Annotated in this window: 21 protein-coding genes; 13 read left to right on the forward strand and 8 right to left on the reverse strand. The window is 48.2% G+C overall.

Annotation, left to right across the window (positions count from 1 at the left end):
* Positions 1 to 165: 165 nt before the first annotated feature.
* The 5 genes from Q7P33_RS10765 to Q7P33_RS10785 form a co-directional block, all read right to left on the reverse strand.
* On the reverse strand, positions 166 to 333 hold the full coding sequence (locus Q7P33_RS10765; RefSeq protein ID WP_303870243.1) for a Mut7-C RNAse domain-containing protein: 168 nt from the start codon (positions 331 to 333) through the stop codon (positions 166 to 168).
* The gene (cooS, locus tag Q7P33_RS10770) at positions 333 to 2,273 is read right to left on the reverse strand and encodes an anaerobic carbon-monoxide dehydrogenase catalytic subunit (protein ID WP_303870244.1); all 1,941 of its coding nucleotides are present in this window, start codon (positions 2,271 to 2,273) and stop codon (positions 333 to 335) included. The genes Q7P33_RS10765 and cooS overlap by 1 nt, the downstream gene beginning before the upstream one ends.
* A 52-nt stretch (positions 2,274 to 2,325) precedes the next feature.
* Positions 2,326 to 2,793, reverse strand: coding sequence for a 4Fe-4S dicluster domain-containing protein (locus Q7P33_RS10775; protein ID WP_303870245.1), 468 nt, complete (start codon positions 2,791 to 2,793; stop codon positions 2,326 to 2,328).
* Between the two features lie 208 nt (positions 2,794 to 3,001).
* The gene (locus Q7P33_RS10780; RefSeq protein WP_303870246.1) at positions 3,002 to 4,930 is read right to left on the reverse strand and encodes a sigma 54-interacting transcriptional regulator; all 1,929 of its coding nucleotides are present in this window, start codon (positions 4,928 to 4,930) and stop codon (positions 3,002 to 3,004) included.
* 314 nt (positions 4,931 to 5,244) lie between these two features.
* Positions 5,245 to 6,591: a DUF2252 domain-containing protein gene (locus Q7P33_RS10785; protein WP_303870248.1), complete on the reverse strand. Its 1,347-nt coding sequence runs from the start codon at positions 6,589 to 6,591 to the stop codon at positions 5,245 to 5,247.
* A gap of 224 nt (positions 6,592 to 6,815) precedes the next feature.
* Here Q7P33_RS10785 and Q7P33_RS10790 point away from each other — a divergent pair, with 224 nt between their 5' ends.
* The 10 genes from Q7P33_RS10790 to Q7P33_RS10835 all read left to right on the forward strand — a co-directional run bounded on the left by Q7P33_RS10790 (position 6,816) and on the right by Q7P33_RS10835 (position 18,078).
* Entirely contained in the window at positions 6,816 to 8,690 is a 1,875-nt protein-coding gene (locus Q7P33_RS10790) for an FAD-dependent oxidoreductase (protein WP_303870250.1), read from the forward strand.
* Positions 8,691 to 8,705: 15 nt separating this feature from the next.
* On the forward strand, positions 8,706 to 10,415 hold the full coding sequence (locus Q7P33_RS10795; RefSeq protein WP_303870251.1) for an NAD(P)/FAD-dependent oxidoreductase: 1,710 nt from the start codon (positions 8,706 to 8,708) through the stop codon (positions 10,413 to 10,415).
* Positions 10,412 to 11,329 (forward strand): glycosyltransferase, encoded by a 918-nt coding sequence (locus Q7P33_RS10800; RefSeq protein WP_303870253.1) that lies wholly within the window; start codon positions 10,412 to 10,414, stop codon positions 11,327 to 11,329. The genes Q7P33_RS10795 and Q7P33_RS10800 overlap by 4 nt, the downstream gene beginning before the upstream one ends.
* 15 nt (positions 11,330 to 11,344) lie before the next feature.
* Positions 11,345 to 11,542, forward strand: coding sequence for a hypothetical protein (locus tag Q7P33_RS10805; protein WP_303870255.1), 198 nt, complete (start codon positions 11,345 to 11,347; stop codon positions 11,540 to 11,542).
* 13 nt (positions 11,543 to 11,555) lie between these two features.
* Positions 11,556 to 12,038: a hypothetical protein gene (locus tag Q7P33_RS10810; protein ID WP_303870256.1), complete on the forward strand. Its 483-nt coding sequence runs from the start codon at positions 11,556 to 11,558 to the stop codon at positions 12,036 to 12,038.
* Positions 12,039 to 12,139: 101 nt separating this feature from the next.
* Positions 12,140 to 13,183 carry a GGDEF domain-containing protein gene (locus Q7P33_RS10815; RefSeq protein ID WP_303870257.1) on the forward strand — a complete coding sequence of 348 codons (1,044 nt, stop codon included), beginning with the start codon at positions 12,140 to 12,142 and terminating at the stop codon, positions 13,181 to 13,183.
* 16 nt (positions 13,184 to 13,199) lie between these two features.
* Positions 13,200 to 13,862, forward strand: coding sequence for a Crp/Fnr family transcriptional regulator (locus tag Q7P33_RS10820; protein ID WP_303870258.1), 663 nt, complete (start codon positions 13,200 to 13,202; stop codon positions 13,860 to 13,862).
* A gap of 232 nt (positions 13,863 to 14,094) precedes the next feature.
* The gene (locus Q7P33_RS10825) at positions 14,095 to 15,480 is read left to right on the forward strand and encodes a hypothetical protein (protein WP_303870260.1); all 1,386 of its coding nucleotides are present in this window, start codon (positions 14,095 to 14,097) and stop codon (positions 15,478 to 15,480) included.
* A gap of 30 nt (positions 15,481 to 15,510) precedes the next feature.
* Positions 15,511 to 16,317: a methyltetrahydrofolate cobalamin methyltransferase gene (locus Q7P33_RS10830; protein WP_250935420.1), complete on the forward strand. Its 807-nt coding sequence runs from the start codon at positions 15,511 to 15,513 to the stop codon at positions 16,315 to 16,317.
* Between the two features lie 288 nt (positions 16,318 to 16,605).
* A complete protein-coding gene (locus tag Q7P33_RS10835; RefSeq protein WP_303870263.1) occupies positions 16,606 to 18,078 on the forward strand; it encodes a S41 family peptidase in 1,473 nt (490 codons plus the stop codon).
* 46 nt (positions 18,079 to 18,124) lie between these two features.
* Here Q7P33_RS10835 and Q7P33_RS10840 read toward each other — a convergent pair whose 3' ends face one another.
* Positions 18,125 to 19,219 carry a sensor domain-containing diguanylate cyclase gene (locus tag Q7P33_RS10840; protein WP_303870265.1) on the reverse strand — a complete coding sequence of 365 codons (1,095 nt, stop codon included), beginning with the start codon at positions 19,217 to 19,219 and terminating at the stop codon, positions 18,125 to 18,127.
* Positions 19,220 to 19,532: 313 nt separating this feature from the next.
* On the opposite strand from Q7P33_RS10840, the gene Q7P33_RS10845 reads away from it, so the two are divergent.
* Both Q7P33_RS10845 and Q7P33_RS10850 read left to right on the forward strand, forming a co-directional pair.
* A complete protein-coding gene (locus Q7P33_RS10845) occupies positions 19,533 to 20,090 on the forward strand; it encodes a DJ-1 family glyoxalase III (RefSeq protein ID WP_303870266.1) in 558 nt (185 codons plus the stop codon).
* 151 nt (positions 20,091 to 20,241) lie between these two features.
* Positions 20,242 to 20,691 carry an Hsp20/alpha crystallin family protein gene (locus Q7P33_RS10850; protein ID WP_303870268.1) on the forward strand — a complete coding sequence of 150 codons (450 nt, stop codon included), beginning with the start codon at positions 20,242 to 20,244 and terminating at the stop codon, positions 20,689 to 20,691.
* A gap of 85 nt (positions 20,692 to 20,776) precedes the next feature.
* Here the strand turns inward: Q7P33_RS10850 and Q7P33_RS10855 are convergent, their stop codons facing one another.
* Both Q7P33_RS10855 and Q7P33_RS10860 read right to left on the reverse strand, forming a co-directional pair.
* Positions 20,777 to 21,388 (reverse strand): 4Fe-4S binding protein, encoded by a 612-nt coding sequence (locus Q7P33_RS10855; RefSeq protein ID WP_303870270.1) that lies wholly within the window; start codon positions 21,386 to 21,388, stop codon positions 20,777 to 20,779.
* Positions 21,385 to 21,717: a cupin domain-containing protein gene (locus tag Q7P33_RS10860; RefSeq protein WP_303870271.1), complete on the reverse strand. Its 333-nt coding sequence runs from the start codon at positions 21,715 to 21,717 to the stop codon at positions 21,385 to 21,387. The genes Q7P33_RS10855 and Q7P33_RS10860 overlap by 4 nt, the downstream gene beginning before the upstream one ends.
* 137 nt (positions 21,718 to 21,854) lie before the next feature.
* Here Q7P33_RS10860 and Q7P33_RS10865 point away from each other — a divergent pair, with 137 nt between their 5' ends.
* A complete protein-coding gene (locus tag Q7P33_RS10865) occupies positions 21,855 to 22,511 on the forward strand; it encodes a Crp/Fnr family transcriptional regulator (protein WP_303870272.1) in 657 nt (218 codons plus the stop codon).
* The last annotated feature ends 142 nt before the right edge of the window (positions 22,512 to 22,653 follow it).

The following is a 22,653-nucleotide window of genomic DNA, read 5'->3' on the forward strand; positions in this document are numbered from 1 at the left end:
AAAAGTCTTTTGTATCAACGTTTTAAAGTGTTTTTAATGTGCGAAGTTTGAGTAATTAACGGTAAAACCGAATAGGATTGAGAAATACCGTAGCCTGATCATAAACTGACAGGCCACGGCATTTTTTACTTTATTATGATTTGTATGGCAGTTTTTTTATTGGTATTATTGCTGTTTTCTTTTACAGCTGCTGCAGATTTTAAGAGACTGTAATTCTTCTTCAGAAATTTCCGGAATTCTTTTCTTGATATAGTCCAGTTTTAGTGGCTTGATTTTACGTCCGCATTTGAGACATTTATTAATTTTATCGTATTCATCAATAGAAATATTCATTATAAAACCTCGGCTTTGCTCAAGGAATCCAAACTGGAGCACAGATTCAGAGCCAGTCTTTTTTCTTCAATGATGTTAATGATTTTGTCAGCGGCTTCCAGGGGATTTTCTTCAACCATGAAGTAACCGTCAACAATATTTTTTAATTCCGAGGTTAACACATTGGTTACCAGACTGCTTCCAGTAACAGGGGGCGTCAGACCAACGTGAAGAGGAATACCCAGGGTGACCACCCAGGAGCCGATAGCTATTGCTTTCTCACTCATGAGCTCCGGAGCTGAGGCAACCAACGGCAATTGATTTAAGTCGACGCCTAAACGGTTGGCAATAGCCACGGCCAGATCAATGCTTCTGACATTATCAACGCAGGATCCCATATGTAAAACTGGCGGTAATGGGGCATTTAAACCTGCTTCAAAACCCAGAAATGTCAGAACTTCTTTTAAGGTGTTGCCGGCATAATTTTCAGTTGCTTCGGAATTCATCAGTGAGTTTTTTGCAAAAGCCCCAGCACCGCAACCGGTCGCCAATATTAAGATATTTTGCGCCATCAGTTTTTTGGCTATGGCAACGAAATTGTGATCCTGTTTGACTTTAACATTGTTGCATCCGGCAAAAAGGACAATGCCTCTGATCTTGCCATTGACAATATTTTCGATCAGCGGGCTTAGCGGATCTTCACTGTTGATTGAACCCAGCAGATCAATAATGGCTTCGGCACTGAAACCGGCGATGACCTTATTTTTTTCCGCCGGGATGGAAAGCCGATCATCATCTCTGTTCTTATAGGCATCGATTGCTTTTCGGATAATCAATTCAGCCTTTTTCAAACTGTCGCCACTGCCCAATTCAATATGGGTTACACCGGCAATTTTAGCATCGGGCATGGTTGTAATGAGCTCGGTATGATAGCAAGCAGATACCTTGGCGAGTGATGGCATTATACATTGGACATCAACAATCATGGCATCTAAAGCACCGGTTATTATTGCCAGTTCCTGGGACAGATAATTTGTGGCAAGGGGGATTCCGTGTCTGAGCAGAACTTCATTGCCGGTACAGCAAACGCCGACAATATTGATGCCATAGGTGGCGCCGGCTGCGACAGCTTCCGCCTGCATTTTATAGGCAACGTCGACGATGATTTCACTCAACAGGGGATTGTGACCATGGATGGCGATATTGACAGCATCTTTTCGGAGGACCCCCAGACTGGCCTGGCTAACCACCGGTTGCGGGGTTCCGAACAGAACGTCAGAAAGATTGGTCGCAACCTGCATCCCCGAATAATCGGCCAATGCACAGCGGAGACCGGCAAGCAAGATATTTACCGCATCAGCATCGGTTCCCACATGAGTTCGGGCCATGATATCACTGATGGAGCCATCAATATTACTGGTGGTGATGCCAAGTTTTTTTAATTTTTCCAGTCTGGCATCGGGAATCGTGTATTTAAGCCAGTTACAGATTTCTTCATCATCCATGCGACTGTAATCCATCAGGCTGTTGGCCGCCACAACGCCAGCCAGGGGGATCAAATCATTGCCATCGGTTTCGATGTTTAACTTATGAGCAATATTGCGCAGCTTGATCGCATCTTTGACCGAATAGATAGCGGTCTCGCCCCTGGCGACATGCATCAGGGTTTTGGCCACTTCTTTGCCATGAAGCGAGTGGGCTGATGTACCGGAAGCAATCATTCTGACCAGGTTTCTGGCAACGATAGTATCCGCTGAGGCGCCGCAGATACCGACACTGCGTTTTCTACCAAAGGGGTTGATCCGGCAGGGACCTTTCATGCAAATCCGGCAGCAGATGCCTTGTTCACCAAAGCCACACAGGGGTTTCATCTTTTCGTATCGTTGCCATACTAAATCTATTTCTTCGCTTTCAGCTTTTTCAATCAGACTCTGGTCGGAACAGTTATAACAATCATTCATAATTTTTCTCCTTCATTTCAATCTTCAACACAATCTTGGTAGAAACAACTCTTTAAACAAGCGCTAAAGCTTTGGTTGGACAAGCCGCATAACAGGCCGGTTCTTTGCCAACTGACTGCTGATCGAAGCATAGATCGCATTTGTGGGCAATTGTTTTTGTTTTATCACCGATTTTAAAACTACCCAGGGTGATTACACCATAAGGGCAGACCTGTTCGCAGATCCCACATCCCAGGCACTTATCCTTGTCCAGGATGATGACACCGTTTTCTTGGGAAATGGCATGAGCAGGACAAAGATCTTTGCAAAATGCCGCACTGCAATGTCGGCAGTATGCGGGTGTTTTGGTAAGGCCATTCTGGCCGACGAAAATGTTGGGAACAATCCTGATATTTCCCAGAATTCCTTCAGCTTGATACTGTGCAGCTTTTCTGGAAGAACAAGCTAATTCACAGTTTCGACACCCCATACATTGGGATGCATCCACCGCCAGGAATTTCAATTCTTTTGGTATGCACATATTTTCACCGCCTTTCAAATTTCAATTAAAAAATGTGGTCATTCCATAGTCAACGCAAATATCGTGCCAAAAAAACACACCAACCCACCTATGGTTAAACTAGGTGGGTTAATGTGTTTTTTTAATAAATTATTAGGTTTGAAAAGTGTCAAATATACAAAGGTGTCAAGTAAAGGTTTACACTTTTGACACTGCCAATTGCTGTTGATTATAGCAGCTGATATTTTTTAATCTTATTATAGAGGGTCTGCCGGGTAAAACCCAGTCTGAGGGCGGCATCGGATTTATTGTTATTGCAGTCTTTGATCACCTTGAGGATCAGGTCTTTTTCATTGACATTGGTTTTCCTTGTCAGTGGGGCTCGTTCATAGTGATTGAGATTATCGGCAGCAGTGAGTTCTTTTAAAATAATATCCTCACCGATGACATTCTCATCGGCCAGGAAGAAAAGTCGCCTGATCAGGTTTTCCAGCTCGCGGATATTGCCAGGCCAATCATATTGGATTAAGTGTTTTATCCCGGCAGAATCAATGGTTTTTGGTTCCGATCCGGTTTCGGCACTGATTTCAAGGAGCACTTTACGGATGTGGCCAGGTATTTCGGAACGTCTTTCTTTTAGCGATGGCATCAGCACATTAATAACATTTAACCGGTAGTACAGATCTTTTCTGAATAAGCCTTCCCGGATCATCGCTTCAAGCGGCTGATTGGTTGCAGCAATTATTCGGACATCGACACTTTTGGTAACCACCGAACCCATTTTTTCAAATTGTTTTTCCTGGAGGAAGCGCAGCAATTTTGATTGGATCTCGATGGGGATTTCCCCAATTTCATCCAGGAAAATGGTGCCACCCTGGGCCATTTCCAGTTTGCCGATTTTTCCACTCTTATTCGCACCAGTAAAGCATCCTGGTTCATATCCAAACAGCTCGGTTTCAAAAAAATTCTTGGGAATGGTGGTACAGTCAATATAAACAAAGGGGTGTTGACTGCGGCGACTTTCCTGGTGAATCTGTTTGGCAAAGAGGGTCTTTCCGGTGCCACTTTCACCGCGGATTAAGATGGAAGCATCTGTTCTAGATATCTTTTTGATATAATGGACGAGCTCTTTCATCTCAGGACTGTCAATAATTATTTTTTTATCACATTGACTTTCCTGTTTAATGGTTCGCTTTTTACGGGGTATCACTTCAGATTCCGCGTCAGTTATCTTATCCAGCAGCTGTTTAACGAAGTCAGATTCTAACGGGATAACCTGTCTTAAAACAGTGTTCGATTCGATAATCGGGCTTTCAAAGATAACGTGTTCAGCACCGAAAATCAGTTGCTGCCAGATAGCCGGTTTCCCGGTTTCCAGAACTTCGGTATATTTTGATTCCCAGTTTAAATCAGTGATGCTGGACTCACCGATAAATGCAGAAGCGAGGGTTTGGCGATACTTTTCATTAATTCGGATCACTGAACCTTTACTGTCAATCACGGCAACATAATTAGGAATACTATCGAGAATATGTTGATTGAAATTGTTCAATTCCAGAGCAGTCTTCAGGGCTTCGTTCAGTTTATGGTTTGTTTCTTCCGAGCGCTGACTTTGGGATTGAATCAGATTGTTGCTTTTAGCTAAAGTTAAGGAGTTAATGGTTAAAAAAAGCAGATTTATATTATCATGATCATCGTTTTTTTCAGCGGTGTCATCGATTTTGTCAGGAATTCCTCTCGTAACTTCGAATTCGCAAAAATCATCACCCAGGGCATTGCATTTAACTTCGTTGGCATCCATGTTCTGTTTGCGAATATTCGAGACCGCACCCGCCAAGATACCCGCTTCAAAAAAGCAGATCGGTTTGCCAAGATGTTTCATATTAGAGCAGGTAAAGCAGTCAAATAACCGTAAGATAATCTTTTCGTCCGTCATATCGGTGATGACGATTTCGCCGATCCCCAATTCCATTATTTTTGCCGACAAACTGTTATAATCTGTAACATTGAGTCGGCTGCCAATGTTTTTGGCGGTATGATAATAGATATCTTCCTCAACGGATTTTGAATTATCGTCGCTGGCTAAATTCAATACATTTTTCAGGTTCTTTTCGACTTGGTTATACCGTTCATAGTCTACAATACCATAATTATACATAGCAATTTCTCCTTGCTTCATCTTTTCCTGATATCGTCAAGACAGAGGATATCTTAAATTTTAAAAATACAGGCGGGCGGGGTGGGTGAAACTTCAAGTTGAACCAGCTATACTAATTTATGTCTGTAGTTTATCTTATTTCCGCAAGGGTGTCCAATCATATTAGCTTAACTTGAATGCATTAAAGAAAAAATCAGAACAGCTAAAGTGAAAAGACCGTTCATAAGGTCGTTTCCTGATTTGTTTAACGGTAAGCTAGATACTCAGATCAATCCACAAGATACGGGTTTTTAATAAGTGCTAGGATTCTGGGGCTACCGGATAAAATTTTCGTAATCCTGGTAAACCTGACGGGAATAGTCGTAGCACCACTTGACGATGGCTTTTTCGAAGGCCTCGGACTTGCCCATGTAGCCGGCGACGTAGTTGGCGTTGGGGCTTTGAGCGTGGGCCCGAGCCAGCAGCAGACCGCAGCCTTCGACGTAATCCAGGAAACCCTGACTGGTCAGTTCATTCATTTCAAAGGAGCCCTTCATATCCCGGAATTGACGGACGTAGAAATCCCGACCGTTGGCCTGAAAGTGCCCCAGAAAAGGATCCGAGTAGGCCTGCAGAATCTGCTGACAGGTGGTCACCCGCAGGCCGTTGTTCTGTTCCGGGTTTAGTTTTCCCAGCGGTGAGCCGACAATGGGATTATAGCGGGACACCACCGATGGGGAAGCTTCTTTGATCTGGAGCACCAGGTGGCTGGCGTTTTCACAGGTTAATACCAGTAAATAACAGCGGGTGCCGACACTGCCGACGCCGACAACCCGTCGGGCCACGTCAGTTAAGAGATGCTGCGACAGCAGCAGGGCGATATCCGGGCGGACGGTTTGTTTATAGGCTACAAAGGCAGCCTCGACATCGCCAGCCAGGGTGGCATCGAGATGGGTGAGGACTGGGGGATTTTCGATGAAAACGCGGCGGCCATAGGCGTCGTTTTGGGTCATTTTTGAAATAACCTGTTGCGAGTTACGGTTTTTGGCTTTTTTGATGACCTTCTTGTAAATCTCTTTATTTTTTTTGGACGCCGAATCGAGAATGTCATCTTCACCGATGCTGCTGTAAAAGCGTTCTAGCGAGCTGCTTTCCATTAGTTTGCGGAGCTCATAGCGGTAGTGCAGGGCGGCTTTGATGGCGGCTTCCTTGACTTGATTATCACTCAGTCCCAGGTCTTCGCCACAGAGGATAATGCTGGTGATGAGCCGTTTCAGATCCCATTCCCAGGGGCCGGGGGCGGCTTCGTCAAAATCGTTGAGGTCAAAAACCAGCCGCCGTTCGGGGGAGGCGTACAGTCCGAAGTTGTTGATATGGGCATCGCCGCAGATAATCAGCGGCGCCCCGGTGATCGCCTGCTGAGCCAGGTCATGGGCCATGATCAGCGCGGTACCACGGTAAAAGGTGAACGGGGACGCCGCCATCCGTTCCCGCCGCAGCGCGATGAGTTCGGGCAGGCGGGTGCGGTTCTGCTCGTCGATCATCGCATTGACATCCCGGTTAACCGAAACAAAGGTACTCTGGTTAACAAAACTGACAACGGTCCGGGCGGCTTTTCCTTTTTGCCGCAGGGCCTGAGCCGTGGGGATCATTTGATGGGGATTGAGTCCATATAAAATCATTTCTACCTCCGGTGATAAATTGGGGATCGGGTGATTATTAAACGGCTAAACAAAAGATAGGCTGCTTGCGTTCTGGTGGTTTTATTATACCTGTTGACAGCCAAAATAAACAAGGGCCGATCAAAATCTCTAAAAAATTGCGCGCTGCACCGGGCGTAATTGTAATGATTCGGGGTATGAATAGATAACAATAACAAAAAAATGAGCGCAAAGAGGGAAGAGTTATGGAATATGATGCGATTATTATTGGCGGCGGCTTATCCGGTCTGACGGCCGGGAGTTTGCTTTCGAAAAGTGGATTAAAGGTGGCGGTAGTTGAAAAAAGCTATAATCCCGGCGGTTCCTGCGGGGTGTTTAAACGCAATGGGGTGACCTTTGATATTGGCGCGGCGATGCTGTTTGGTTTTGGCGACAAGGGCTTTAACGCCCATCGCTTTGTTTTTGATTGTCTCGAGGAACCGATTGAGGTGGTCAAACACGAGCTGCTTTACTGCATGCATTTTAAGGGTCATGTGATTCGCTTTGGGGCTGATATCGATGATTTTGCCGCGCAGCTGGGCACGGTGTTCCCCACGGAACAGGCCAATATCCGGCGTTTTTACCGGGATCTGGAGAAGATGTATGGCGATGTGATGGTAGCCAATCCCAATTATACGACCCCGGATGAAACCGAAGCTCGGGGCGCCCTCAAGAGTCTGATCAAACACCCACTGTCCTATGCCCGGTTTCTGGGCTATCTGAATAAAAGCGCCCGCAGTCTGCTGGCCGCTTATTTTAGTGATCCGGAGATTTTTAAGTTTTTTGATAAGATTACCTCCACCTATTGTTATGCCACTCTGGAAGAAGCCCCGGCGGTGCTGGCGGCGGTGATGTTTGTCGACAACCATGTGGGCGGCAGCTATTATCCCGCCGGTTCGACCATTTTTTTGCCGGGTAAGCTGGAGAAAGTCATCGAAGAAAATGGCGGTACGATGGTGCTGGAACAAACAGTCACGGGGATTGTTTTTGAGCATAACCGGCCGGTGGGAGTGGAGCTGAGCAGTGGTGACAAATTATTTGGCCGGGATCTGATCTATTCGGGGACGGTCTGGAATTTATACGGTAAGCTCATCGATCGGCAATACCTGAGCCTGGAACGGGCCCGCTGGGCGGCCCGACAGGTGCCCACCTATCCCAGTGTGGTGCTTTATGCCCAAGTCAATAAAGCGGTGATCCCGCCGGACACCGAGCCGGTGGAAATGCTGGTGGGCAACCCGGATCGGCTTGATGAAAGTGAGGTTACAGTCTATATTTCCAGTCTTGATGATCATACTCTTTGTGATGCCAGTAGCCATGTGGTGCTGGCTATCGGCCCCAGCTTTGAAAACTGGCAAGCGGGTGAGGAAGCGGATTATCTGACCAGAAAAGAGCAGGAACAAGCGCGGCTGATCGCAGTGCTGGAAAACCGCTTTCCCGGCTTTGGCGAAGCGATCCGTTACGTCGAACTGGCCACGCCGCGGACGATTGAGTATTATACCAATAAAAATGGTGGCGCCGTGGCGGGCCCCAAACAGATGCTGGGGCAGCACATGTTTAAGCGGCTTCATACCCGGACCGAATGGGGCAATCTGTTCTGTTGCGGCGAATCGACGGTGATGGGTACCGGTACCCCAACCGTAACCACATCGGGGATTGCGGCGGCCAATGCTGTGCTTAAAAAACGGGGCCTGCAGCCCTATGTCTATCAGCCAGAGCGAAAGAAGATGGTACGGATCCTTGACAAACCAGTGACCGCCGAAAAACTCTATGCCGATGTGCCGCCCGCAATCCGGACTCTGATGCAGAAGGCCTCCCGCTGTGAATATTGTGAGCATCCTTATTGTTCCATCGGGATGCAAGCTCAAGGGACCAATCTGGATATTCGCGGCATCATGCGTCGGGTTGCAGTGGGGAATCTGGTCGGCGCCAGGAAACGGCTGGAAGCCTATTGCGATGAACACCAGATCAGGTTCGAAACAGAACCGTTGGATCTGGCCCTCTGTCAAAGCCGCTGCATTCAGAACAGCAGAAATGGTAAGCCGGTGGCGATCCAGGCAGTGATCGATGGGTTGTTGGGGTAGATGGAGGTGGTTGCGATGAAAAATTTAAAAAAAGACGATGAAAACGGAACAGTGGCTGCCGGAAATGATTATGATGTGATTGTCGTCGGTGCCGGGATTGCCGGTTTGACCAGTGCTGCCTATACCGCCAAAGCCGGTTTTACGACCCTGCTCTGTGAAAAAAGCGAAAAGGCCGGAGGCCTGGTGGGGAGCTTCAGCCGCCAGGGCTTTACCTTTGATGCCGGGATCCGGGCCTTTGAAAACTCCGGCATTGTTTTTCCGATGCTAGCGCAGCTGGGAATTGATCTGGAGTTTGTTAATAATCCGGTGGTGATCGGCATTGAAGATGTCCAGATGACCTTAACCGGGGTGGATAGTCTGGCTGCTTATGCTGCCATGCTGAGTGTGAAATTTCCCGACAATCAAGCCGAAATTGCTGCCATTATCAGCGAAATCCGTAAAGTAACCGGTTATATGGAGGTCCTTTACGGCATTGAAAACCCACTGTTTATGGATCTGACCAGGGACAAGGACTATCTGTTTAAAACGCTGCTGCCGTGGTTGCTTAAATACCAGGTGAATATCCGCAAAGCCCAGAAACTCAGTGAACCGATTGAGAATTATTTGCGGCGCTTTACCAAAAACCAGGCGCTGATCGATGTCATTATCCAGCATTTTTTTGAAAAGATGCCGACTTTTTTTGCCCTCAGTTATTTTGGTTTATACAGCGATTACAGCTACCCCATCGGTGGCACCGGGCGGCTGGTCACCGCGCTGAGTGACTTTATTGCCGCCCATCAGGGCGAGCTGGCTTTGAGCACTGAGATCAGCCAGATCGATCTCCACGCCCGACAGGTGACCACCCGGGATGGCCGCCGCTTCGGTTATCGGGAACTGATCTGGTGCGGCGATATGAAGGCTCTTTATAACGCCGTTGATTTAGGGAAATCGGGGGAACTCAGTCAGCAGGTCCGGGAACAGCAACAAAAGATCAATGAAAACCGCGGCGGCGATTCGATTTTGACCCTCTACCTGGGGGTTGATCTGGCGCCATCTTATTTTGCCCAGCGTTGCGGGCCCCATTGCTTTTATACCCCCAGTAAAGCCGGGCTTTCGGCGATCCAGTCAGAACCCTGGCAGGCTCTGCTGGCGGATCCGGGGCTGACGGCGACGAAAAAACAGACCGGCTTGGAAGACTGGATCCGGGAATATCTGGCCCTGACTACCTACGAGATTTCCTGCCCGGTGCTCCGGGATCCAGCCCTGGCCCCGGCCGGGAAAACCGGGGTGATTGTCAGCACCCTAATGGATTACCGGTTGGTTAAAGCTATTGCTGAGGCGGGCTGGTATCCGGCCTTTAAAGCCCGATGCGAAGAGCAGATCCTGACAGTGCTGGAAAACAGCGTTTTTCCCGGCGTGACCGGACAGGTTGAACTGCGCTTCAGTTCGACCCCCTTGACGATTGAGCGGCTCACCGGGAATCTGGGCGGAGCCATTACCGGTTGGGCCTTTCGCGATGAGGCGAGTGCCGGAAAATTGCCGGCGGTCAACCAGTTTCGCAAAATTGCCAAAACCATTGCGACCCCGCTACCCCATATTTATCAGGCCGGCCAATGGACCTTCAGTCCCTCAGGCCTGCCGGTCTCGATCCTGACCGGCAAGCTGGCGGCGGATGGGGTGATCAAGCGGCTCGAAAAACAGGGTCGAGCGGGACTGACCGGTGACGATTCGGGAGTCCGACGATGATTGTGGTCGGAGTCATGATTTGGCTGGGACTGGCGGCCAGTTGGCTGCTTTTTTATCGTTTCCCCGGACTGGAGCGAGGTGATCCCCAAGACCGGGGCAACCAAATACCCCGGCTGTCGATTATCATCCCAGCCCGGAACGAAGAACAGAACCTGGCCTTATTGTTGGGCGATTTAAGAAATCAAACACTCGAGATTCACGAAATTATCTGTATCGATGACGGTTCTACCGATCAAACCGCCCGCATCGCCACCGCTGCTGGGGCCCGGCTGATTACCTCAGCTCCGCGACCAGCCGGCTGGCTGGGCAAGTCCTGGGCCTGCCAGCAGGGCGGGGAAGCGGCCACCGGGACGCTGCTGTTATTTCTGGACGCCGATGTACGGCTGAGTCCGACCGGAATTGACAAATTGTTAAAGGCTCATCAAAAAACCGGTCGGGTGATCTCAGTGATGCCCTATCATCAGATTGAGAACAGAACCGAGGCCTTGTCGCTATTCTTTAATTGCATCCAGATGGGGGCCAATGGTCTGGGCTTGCCAGCGAGGCGTGGTAAAAACAAGTCAGCCAATCCTTATCAGATTGGCCTCTATGGTCCGGTGATCTTGATCAGTCAGGCTGATTACCAGGCGGTCGGCGGTCATGCCGCGATTAGAGACAGCATCGTCGATGATATGGCCCTGGGTCAAAAACTCCGCGAAAAAGACATTCCCTTTGCATTGTTTATGGGGGATCACGACGTTTCCTATCGGATGTACCGCGGCGGGTTGCGGCAGCTGGTTCAGGGCTGGACCAAAAATCAGGCCGCCGGGGTGGCGAAAACACCGCTGCTGATTCTAGTACTGGTCTTTTTCTGGATCACCGCGGTGGCCTCGGCGCCGCTTTATCTGGTTCTTAATCTGGTTGGGCAGCAGTAGCTCGGGGCCGGGATAATGGCCGCGTGCTATGGCATCTGGGTGCTGGAGCTGATCCGCATCGCCCGGCATATCGGCAGTTTTTCAGTGATGGACATCGTCTGTTATCCACTGTTACTGCTGTTTTATCTGGCGATCTTTTTACGGTCGCTGGTTAAAAGAGTCTTGGGTCGCCCGGTGATCTGGAAAGACCGGGAAATTCGTTTGGATAAATAGAGAGGAGCAGCGCATGCAAATTATATTTCTGCCCCATGGACTGACCATTATGCTGTGTTTTATCGTCTGGCCGATCCTTCAGGTAAGCGCGGCCCTGCTCTGCACCCGCCTGCCGGATCGTTTTTTTGACTACGCCGCCTGGTTCTACCGGGCCCATCGCTGGGAAAACGACGGCGAGCTCTATGAAAAGTGGTTGCGGGTGCGGCGCTGGAAAAAATACCTGCCGGATGGCGGCTCGCTGGTGAAAGGCGGCTTTGAAAAGAAAAAGCTGGTCAGTTTTTCAAAAGATAATCTCGACAAATACCTGCTGGAATCCTGCCGGGCCGAAATGATCCACTGGCTGGCGATTCTGCCCTTCTGGGTGTTCGGCTTTTTTACGCCACCGATCGTGATTCTTTATATGCTGATCTATGCCCTGGCCATCAACATGCCCTGTATCATTGCCCAACGCTATAACCGGCCGCGGATTGTCCGGATTGTGACGCGGCGGGGGTGAGTAGCCGTTTATCTTCAAGGTTGTGATGAACTGAGATTAAAGTTGACAGATAAACCAGAAACAGATACGATAAAAGTCTGAAGAATGAGGATGGTAAGCAGATGAATACGAATCGAAAATTGCTATATAAAATTGTACAATTAGTTAGTGTTGTCATATTGGGGATTGTGCTGTTTAATATTTTCCAGCTGGTGGACATTATCCAGGGAACCGGACGGGTGATCAACTATACCGGGATTATCCGTGGCGGCACCCAGCGACTGGTTAAGCTGGAAACCAACGGCATCCCCAAGGATGATCTGATGCTATATCTGGACGGAATTCTCAATGAGCTCCAGACCGGGCAAGGACAGTACGATCTGGATAAACTGGACGACATTCCCTATCTTGAAAAGCTCTCGGAGCTGAATGATTATTGGGATGAGTTGCAGACAGAAATTATGATCTATCGGAGCGATCCGGGCAACAAGGAGAAAGTCGTTCAGATGAGTGAAACCTATTTTAATATGGCCAACGACGTGGTCGGAACGGCAGAATTTTATCTGGAACAAAAAACAAAAGTTCTCACCAGCCTGGAATTGGTGATGGTTATGCTATTGGGGCTGTTAGTTGTGATTGCGCTGCAGCAGACGATAACAGAAATCCAGCTGCTCAGAAAAAATAAAGAGCTGGCGACCGCGGCTTATTATGATAAACCAACCGGATTGCCCGGGCGACGGAGCTGTGAAGAGCAAATCTGGATCCCCATGGATCGAAAAGAAGGCCCTTATTGTATGGTGATGTTTGACCTTAATAACCTGAAGTGTATCAATGACAGTTACGGTCATAGTGCCGGAGATGTTCTGATCAAGGATTTTGCGGATATCTTAAATCATTTGACCAATGAAAACGTGTTTGTTGGCCGTTATGGTGGGGATGAATTTATTATGATTGTCAAAAAGCATACTGAGGAACAAATCGAGCAGCTGTTAAAGGAGATCGAGCTGGCGACGATCCGGTATAATCATAAGTCAGACCAACTGAAAATCCAATACGCCGTTGGTTATGAATATGGCGGTGACTCACTCCCACAGATGCTGGAAAAAGCCGATGAAAAAATGTATTTAAATAAAACTGCAGCTAAAGCTGACACCAATGATTTGTAGATGAAAGGCAGGCACAATGGAGCTGCAATATTATTTTGCCGATGATTTTTCGGCGTTTGAAGATTATTTCGCCGGGATTAAAAAAACGGTTCGACGCTACCTTAAAAACGAGCCGGTTAACGGCTTTGGCGAGCCCCTCGATGAGATGTACTACATTACCTCCGGAACCATGTCGGGCTCCTTTATTCATGAATCCGGGAACGTCAAGACGTCATCGTTTTATGGTAAGGGTTATCTGGCGCCGCTGTATTTTCCGGGCGAGATTGAGATGATGCGGTCTTTTGCCTTTACGGCAGTCACCGATCTGGAAGTGTTTGTCTTTAATCGGATCGGCTTTGAGCGGTATGTTAATTCCAATCCGGATCTGAATATGGCGATGTATCGGGCTTATATCAAACTGGTCTCGCTCAATGGTCAGGAACTGGCCAACCAGTTATTTTCCACCGGCATGGAGAAGATCTGCAATTTTTTTTATATCTATTTAAAAAACACCAATGATCATGATCAGCGAATTCCCTTTTCCCAGCAGGCGATTGCCGAATTCGTGGGACTGAATCGGGCCAATGTGGCCAAGTATTTAAAGATTCTCCGGGAGGAGCAGATCATTGATACCCGGCGAAACCAGATTTTTATTATAAACATGGAAAAATTGCGACAATTTTGCTCACAAACCATTTAGATAATCTTAAAAATATAAAAGTTTACAAAAAAACCGCCCTTATGTCTTTTGCGAGACAGAAGGGCTGTTTAGATTTTGCTATGATGTCGCTAGAGCTGTAAACCTTTAACGGTCAATCAGGCAAAATTACTTTTGCTTAAAAATAAAAGAAAGTGATTCGTTAACTGCATCCGATGTGGCCGTTTGATGATGCGTCTGGTCATTTTAAAATAAATTTACATGGAGGAACAAAATGAGTGATGTTTTAGCCTTGCAACAAAAACGCAGTCAACTGTACCGTGATTTCTATGCCAATACCATTCCCGAGCGGATGCCGATTGGGATCACCCTGCCCCAGCATCTGGTGGCCGAATATGGGGGTCAGAATCTGTTTGATTTTCAGTTTAACTATGCGCTTTTGGCCGATCCGGCCCGCGACCTGTGCAAAAAAATCTATTCGGATTCCTGTCCGGTGGCTCCGGCTAATTTTTTGCTGTCCCGGACGCCGTCGATGTATCAGCTCTATGGTTCCCAGTCCTTTGTGATGGGTAATGGCGGTTTTGTCCAACATCCGGAGGTGGTCGGGATGCTGGCTGATGAATACCCCCAGTTGATTGACAACCCCTTTGATTTTCTGGTTGAGACGGTGATTCCCCGACAGCATAAAAACCTCGATCCCAAGAATCCCCTGATCATGGCAACTGCCATTCAGATGGGCAAGCAGGCGCTTACAAATGACGAAATGGCCTTTCTGCCGACATTTTTTGAACTGATCCAGACTCATGGCTATTATCCCGGCAGTCCGCTTGGCTCCTTTAATTTTACCGAAGCCCCACTGGATTTTATTGCTGATCAGCTGCGCAGTTTTTCCGGCATCAGCATGGATGTCCGCCGACATAAAAGCCAGCTTCAGGAAGCGGCTGACGCCGTGATGCCATTGCTCTTTCATTGGGGATTGCCGGGGAATATTAATCCCCAGGGCTCGGTCTTTATACCGCTGCATATGCCGACCTTTATGCGGGAAAAGGATTTTGTGGAAATCTACCTGCCGTCCTATCAAACGATGCTTAAGCAGTTTGCGGCGGTGGGGGCCCGTCCCAATATGTTCTGCGAACACGACTGGAGCCGTTATCTGGATATTCTAGAGTCAGAAATTCCGGCGGGTTGCCAGCTGGCTTTTGAATATGGAGACCCCCAGACCATTAAAGATAAGCTGGGTAAAAAATTCCTGCTGACTGGCTTATTCCCCAGCGCCGCATTAAAGACCGATACCCCGGCCCAGATTGTTGACCGGGCCAAGGCGTTTCTGGATATCATGCTGCCTGGCGGCGGTTATATTTTTGGTTTTGATAAAAACCCACTGACCTTAAAGGAAGTAAACCTCGACACCCTGGCGGCGCTGACCGAATTTATCCGGGATTACGCAACCTATAAAAACCCCGGGGATACTTTTGGTACACCGCTTAACAGTGAAGGTTTTGTTTTTGATGAAAACCAGGTACCAAAGCCGCAGTCACGATACCTGTTTGATTGGGACAGCTTTAAACAAAAATATCCGCTGACCCCGGATTTTGCCCGGGCCAATTTTGAACGGTTCAGCAAGGAAACCTTTGATTTTTACATGAATCTGCTGATATAATGGAGAAAACAGACAAAAAGGAGAAATGCAGTGATTATTATCGGAGAAAAAATTAACGGGAGCATTCCGGTGGTGAAGGCAGCCATCGAAAAACGGGATGCCGCTTTTATCGCTGACCGGGCCATCAAGCAGGCCGAAGCGGGAGCGGATTTTATTGATATATGTGCCAGCACTGCGCCGGAAGAGGAGATCAAAACGCTACAGTGGCTGATAGCGGTGGTGCAGGATGCGGTGGACACGCCGCTGTGTATTGACAGCCCCAATCCCCGGGCCATTGAAGCCGTATTTAAAGATGCCAACAAACCGGGGATGATCAATTCGATTTCCGAAGAAGGAGACAAGTGCGAGATCCTGTTGCCTTTGCTGGCCGGAAATAGTTGGGAAGTGGTTGGCTTAACCTGTGACAACAAGGGAATTCCCTGTGATCTGGAAACCAAGCTGGCAATCACCGGCCGGATGGTGGAAAAGGCTGATAAACTGGGGATCACCCCGGATCGGATTCATATTGATCCCTGCGTGATGGCCCTGTCCACCGATAACAATGCCCTGGTCAACCTGGGCAACGAAATCAGAGCCATCAAGGCACTCTATCCGACCATCCACGTTACCGGGGCGATCAGTAATATTTCCTTTGGTTTACCGGTACGACCGCTACTGAATAAAACGGCCATGGCCTTTGCCATGGAAGCGGGGATGGATTCGGCGGTGCTGGATCCGACAAACCGGGAAATGATGGGCACCATCTTCGCCACCTATGCCCTGATGGGACAGGATAAGCACTGTCGCAAATACAGCAAAGCCTATCGGGCCGGGATCATCGGGCCGGTGGGGCAGTAGCACTAACCGATAAAAAAATACCGGATCGTGGCTAAACGCCGCAATCCGGTATTTTTTTAACCCGACGATCAGCAAGCGGATTAAATTTATTGGATAAATGACTTAAAGTGTTATATAATAACCTTAATTTAAACTCGGCGGAAAACCTGTAATCGCAAAATGAGTGAGCTTTATTATCGTAACAGGGCTCGTGGCTCGTCGGTTAAAAAAAGAAACCGTCAAGCGCTGAAATTTTGCTGTTGAAGGCTGCAGTCTCGGGGATTTCCGCAAGCTTTGAAAGGAGTTCTTATGCAAACCAGGGAAATAAAAAAACTACTTGCGATTCTTTGTATCGTCATCGTCGTTGCCGGGATTCTTGCCTATTTTGACCGGCCACCGACCCAATCGGAGGCAACCAACGATTTTAGTGATCTCAGCTGGACAGCAGCCTTTGAAGCGCTACACGAAACCCTCGCGCAGGAATATGCCTTCACAGAATGGAAGGGAATTGATTGGGATTCCCTTCATGCCACCTATGCACCCCAGATTGCCGCCGCCCAAAGCAGTCAGGATTTTAAAGGCTACTATTTGACGCTGCGGGCTTATCTCAATGAAATACCCGATGGCCATGTCCGGGTCAACAATCTTAAAGAAATTGATGATTTATTTATTGGTGGCGGCTATGGGCTGGCACTTGCAAACAGCAGTGATCAAAACATCGTCATCAGTTGGGTTGATCCCGCATCGGAGGCCTTTGCAGCTGGCCTGCGGCCGGGGATTGAGGTGGTTTCCTGGAATGGTCAACCGATCCGGACGGCGCTGGATCAAACCGAAACGTCGCTTTCCGGAACATCGGCCACCACCGAATATCTGAATCTGAAAAAGCTGGCCTATCTGGTTCGGGCCCCGATTGGCCAGCCGGTTGAGATTGGCTATCTGGGCGCTGATGGGGCAACCCCGGGAACGGCAACGCTGGTTGCTTTTGATGATGGTGGCCAGTCGCTTCGCAAAAATTATCCGGATGCCGTGGTCTCCAATAAACTTAGGGATATGTTTGTCGGGGTGGATAATCCGGATCCGGTGCCAAAGGCGATGGTGGAAAGCCAAACGGTAGCCGATACGATCACTTATGTAAAAATTCAGGGAGAACTCGATGCGGATCTTCAGGAAGCCGGAAAAGTGCAGTCAACCCTGGATCTGCTTCGTGATGCCATTACTGCTGCCGAACAAAATGGTAGCCAGGGGCTGATTATCGATCTTAGGAATAACATTGGTGGACTTGATCAGATGGCAGTGGATATGCTGGGATTTTTTTACGATCAGCCAGCCTTTTATGAATACCAGAATCTTTATAATCCGGCAACAGGGGCATTTGATATTCAGAAAAATGAAGATGGCAGTGTCGGCTTGACCATTGAGCCGACACAACCGCATTATGAGGGAACCGTGATTGTCTTGATTAATCCCAAGTGCGTTAGCTCCGGAGAAGGGTTGGCGATGGGGCTTCAGAAACTGCCCAATGTCAGAACGCTGGGTTTTTATGGCACCAATGGATCATTTGGCCTGGCTGGCGCTGAAGCCTTGATGCCCGGTTCACTGACCGTCCACTGGCCGTCGGGTCAGTCACTGGACGAACAGAAAAACATCCAGCTGGACAGTCGTAATGGCAGTGGCGGGGTTCGGCCGGATCTGGTCATCCCGATGACGTCGGAAAATGCCATCCGGATTGCCAATGGGGAAGATGTCGAGTTGGCCGAGGCCATCCGGGTACTGCAAAACTAAGAAGACTACTTTTGTTCTCAGCGGGTGGTTGTTTGAGAGTCTAGGTCTAGCCCAACTGCACCTGGTTGCGACCGGCCTTCTTGGCGGCGTACATGGCGTCATCGGCCCGGGCAAGCAGCTCAATTAGTGTGCCCCGGCCCTGATAAACCGCCACCCCCAGACTGGCAGTGATGTGGGTCGGATTGGTAAACGGGTGTCTGGCAATCTTTAACCGGATTTTTTCGCCAAAAAGCAGGGCTCCGGTGGCATCGGTATCGGGCAGAATAAAAACGAATTCTTCGCCGCCCCAGCGCCCGACCCGATCCGTCTGGCGGATGTTGTCAAGCAGTACCGTCGACAACTCATTGAGGATCAGATCCCCGGCCTGATGGCCAAAACGATCATTGACCCACTTGAAATGATCGACATCCAGAAAGATGACAGCAAAGGGCGAATCCGTGCGGTTGGCCCGTTTATACTCATCCTCCAGCAGATCCTCGATCCGGGAACGATTGTAAAGCTGGGTCAGTTTGTCGGTTTGCGAAAGCCGGATGATTTCCTCCCGCAGTCGCACCTGCTCGGTGATATCCCGGGATACGCCCAGCAACTCTTTGAGCTGATTATGATCATCATAAACCCCGGTTAGAACCGTATCGGTCCAGAGTGCCTGACCATTTTTGGTATATTGCATCTGTTCAAAACGAACCGAGTCAAAGCGTTCACCCCGGGCAATTGTCCGCTTGACCAGAGCCATGGTGCGTTCCATGACCTTTAAGGTTTCCGGCAGAAAATAGTTGATTTCACGAAAATGATGGGTGACCTCATCCACCGTGTAGCCGGTCATCCGCTCCACCGAGGGGCTGATATAGGTAAATTCACCATCGAGGTTGACGGTGCTGATAATGTCGCTGGCGTTTTCAATCAGTAGCCGATGATGTTCTTCACGTTCCTTTAGTTGTTTCTTCAAAGCGATCAGCTCATCCAGGTCACAGAGGTTCTCGCTTTTTGATTTTTGGGCTTCACTAACAAATGCCTGGATGCGATTAAGCTTACTGATCAGCAAAAGAAAATCGGGGTCGTCGGCGTAACCGGCTGGTAGCGGAGTTTTTTTTTCATCCAGAAAGGCATTGAGATAAGCAATCAGGGCGTGGGTATCATCCATAACAGTCTCCTTCGTCGTCGGGGGAATTGCTAAAATCGCAGTGTCTGGCGTTGGTGTCAGTAGCTTTATACCCAATCGCCAGGCGATCATGCAAGGTTTTTACTTAAATTAGGGATTTGATTAAGACAAAATGTCACACCCTGACAGAAAAGAAGCATTCAATAAAAAGTTGTTGGGCGTCTAAATAGACGTTGTTATTTTGTGCGCTTGGGACTAGAATAAGATAAACACATAGGCAATTGTGAAATTAAAAAAAGAACAAAGCCCACGGCAGTTTTGCAAATAACAAATTAAAGCATAAAGGAGGAAAAAGATGAAGGTAATTGTTTTTTTAGCACCGGGATTTGAAGAAGTGGAGGCGTTAACGGTAGTCGATTATTTGCGCCGGATCAGCACGCTAAACGTTGAGATGATCAGCATAGCAGAGGGGCTGATGGTGGCGGGAAGTCATCAAATCGAAGTCAAGGCCGACCGCCATATTGACGAGCTTGACAGCTTTGATGGATATGAGGCCGTCGTGATTCCCGGCGGAATGCCCGGGGCAGCCAACTTAAGAGATGACCCGCGGGTGATTAGCGTGGTCAGAGCGATGCATGAGGCTGGGAAACTCGTCGCTGCCATCTGTGCCGGGCCGATTGTGCTGGCCCAGGCGGGGATTATCACTGGCAAAAAAGTGACCTCCTATCCCGGCTTTGAAGACGCGTTTCCGGATTCTAGCTACCAACAGGCGGCGGTGGTGCGGGATGGCCGTATCATTACGTCCCGGGGGCCAGGAAAAGCAGTGGACTTTGCCCTGGAGCTGGTAACTGTTTTGGCTGGGGCGGAAGCGGCCGAAACCCTGCGCAAAAATATTCTCTACGACCGGAAGTAAAACCCTAGCGTTGGATTAACTGACCGCCTTAAAAATAACTTAAAAGGTTTTGCAGAAGTATTGACAGATAAAAAAAAAGATGGTATAAAATAACCATAATTAGCACTCGATGAATGAGAGTGCTAACAAAATACAATGTAAAGGAGTAGTTATGATGACCGCACTGATTCCGTTTAACAGAAAAAGAAATGATTTGATGAATACCGGTTTTAATGATTTCCAGAATATGCTTGACGACTTTTTTGCAGATGGTTGGTCAATGCGACGAAGTTTGGCAGGAGACACCTTTAAAATTGACCTCCAGGACAATGAAAAAGAGTATATTGTTGAGGCCGAGCTCCCCGGCTTCCAGAAAAATGAAATCAGTCTATCCCTGGAAGAGGGACGACTTCAGATAGCCGTCAAGAAGGAAGAAACAAAAGAAGAGACCGATAAAAACTATGTTCATCGGGAACGAAAATTCACAGCTATGACCCGCAACGTCTTTCTGGCTGATGCGGCCTCGGACGACATCAAAGCCAAGCTAACGGATGGGGTTTTGACCATTACGGTGCCAAAACAGGTTAAGCCGGAGTTGACCAAACAAATTGAAATTGAATAAAGCAACCCAATAAACGCCCTATTTGCGGCAGACGGCCGCAAATAGGGCGTTTATATTTTTGCATCGGGTGGTTTTGCTAAAGCAGCTAGTGATAGCGGACGGCGTTCTGGTGGCAGCTTTGCTGACACTTCAGGCAAACCAGGCAGTGGTGCTTGACAATCTGATGTTTAGATTGCTTTTTTATCGCTCCTGCGGGACAGGCTTTTTGACAGGCTCCACAGTTGTTGCATTGTTCAGGGTCGATGGCCATGGCATAACGCGCCTTCATTCCACTGAGACTTAAGATCGTCCCATAGGGACATAAAAAACGATGCCACAGCTCCGCCGGAAAGAAAAAAGTGAGGATCACGCCGCCAGCAAAGAGAAGCGGCAAAATCGGCAGTTTTTGACCGGTCACCAGCACAAAGATAAAGACCAGCAAAAACAGCAACAGGATCACTAGAGGTAGCCAAGGTTTTGACAGCCAGCGGGGAATTTTAAAGCTTTTTATATGGCTTTTCTGTTTCACTAAGGTGATCCCATCCATCACCGTATTGATCGGACAGATCCAGCCACAGTAAAGCCGGCTCCAGAACAGAGAAGTCAGCACCCCCAGCACAAAGACGCCGATCCACAGCTGAATCTTACCGGTCACCAGCAGGGCCACGAACAGGCTCAGAAAAGCCATCTGGATAACCCGACGCCAGGCGGTTGTCATTGGTTATCCGGCTGATAAAAGGCCGGGCCGGGGGCTTTGATCACAAAAATTTCCAGAATTTCGGGATCACGGTTATTGACATTCATTTTGACGTGGTAGGGAATCGCGATGATCGCTCCGGCTTGATAGCGATGTGCTTCCTGGTCACCAAGCTGTAGGGTAAGCGCCCCCTTAATGACGATCATATAGACGTTGGAATTGGAAAAATGCTCCTTCAAACCGTCACCTTCGGGGAAAATCATGTGGTTTATCATCACCGGCTGGTCATCGATAATTTTTTCGATCAGTTTCTCGTTTCCATTGGTAAATGCATAAATTTTTTCTAACATTGTAATCTCCTCGGATAATAAATTTAAATAAAAAGTGTTTCGTTACTTTTCAAAATCACTTTTTGTTCAAGATATAATCGAGTATAATTGATAAATGAAAGAAAAACTGTTACCATGGTAACACAAGGGGATAAAAAATGAAAAATAATGATCTGTTTTGCTTATTGAACAGCGCTCATTTTTTTGACGGCTTTTGTGAAGCGGAGCTTCTAGAAATAATCCGCTCGCCCGAAACGACGGTCAAGCACTGCCACAAGGATCAGGTCATTCATTTGAAAAATGAACCCTGTTATCAAATGGATGTGATTCTGTCGGGCCAGGTGGCAGTTTTGAATCTCGATGAAAATGGGAACATGCTGATTGTCAACGTCTTTGAAGCCGGGGATAGTATCGGCGAAAATCTGCTCTTTGCCATCAGCAATGGCTATCCGATGACGGTGGTGGCGGCCACGGCGGTAACGCTGCTGCAGCTGGAGCGGGAGCAGGTGGTGTCGCTCTGCCAGAAAAATGCTGATTTTCTTAAAAACCTGCTGCAGTCGATTTCGGAAAAGACGATGATTCTGACCGACAAGTTGACGGTGATTTCGCTAAAAACCGTTCGCCAGCGGATTAACGACTATCTCAGTCATCAATACCAGCTCCAGCAAAGCCCGGTGATAACCCTGGGCTGTTCTAAAAAAGAATTGGCAGAGCGGCTGGGCGTTCAGCGGACTTCCCTGAGCCGGGAACTGGCCAAAATGAAAAAAGCAGGATTGCTGGATTATGACGCCAAAACGATTACGATTAAAGCTTAGGCCTGTCTGTCACCTGACCGATATGGTAGGTTTGGATGAATAAATTAAAGCAAAAACGAAAATATGAAAGAGAAAAGTCGGAATATTGATATTCTTACTCATATTTAAGCTATTGTGAAGAAATTGAAAAGATGGTGTGTCA

Origin of the sequence: Acetobacterium wieringae, from assembly GCF_026646375.1 — a bacterium.
Taxonomy (GTDB): domain Bacteria; phylum Bacillota; class Clostridia; order Eubacteriales; family Eubacteriaceae; genus Acetobacterium; species Acetobacterium wieringae_A.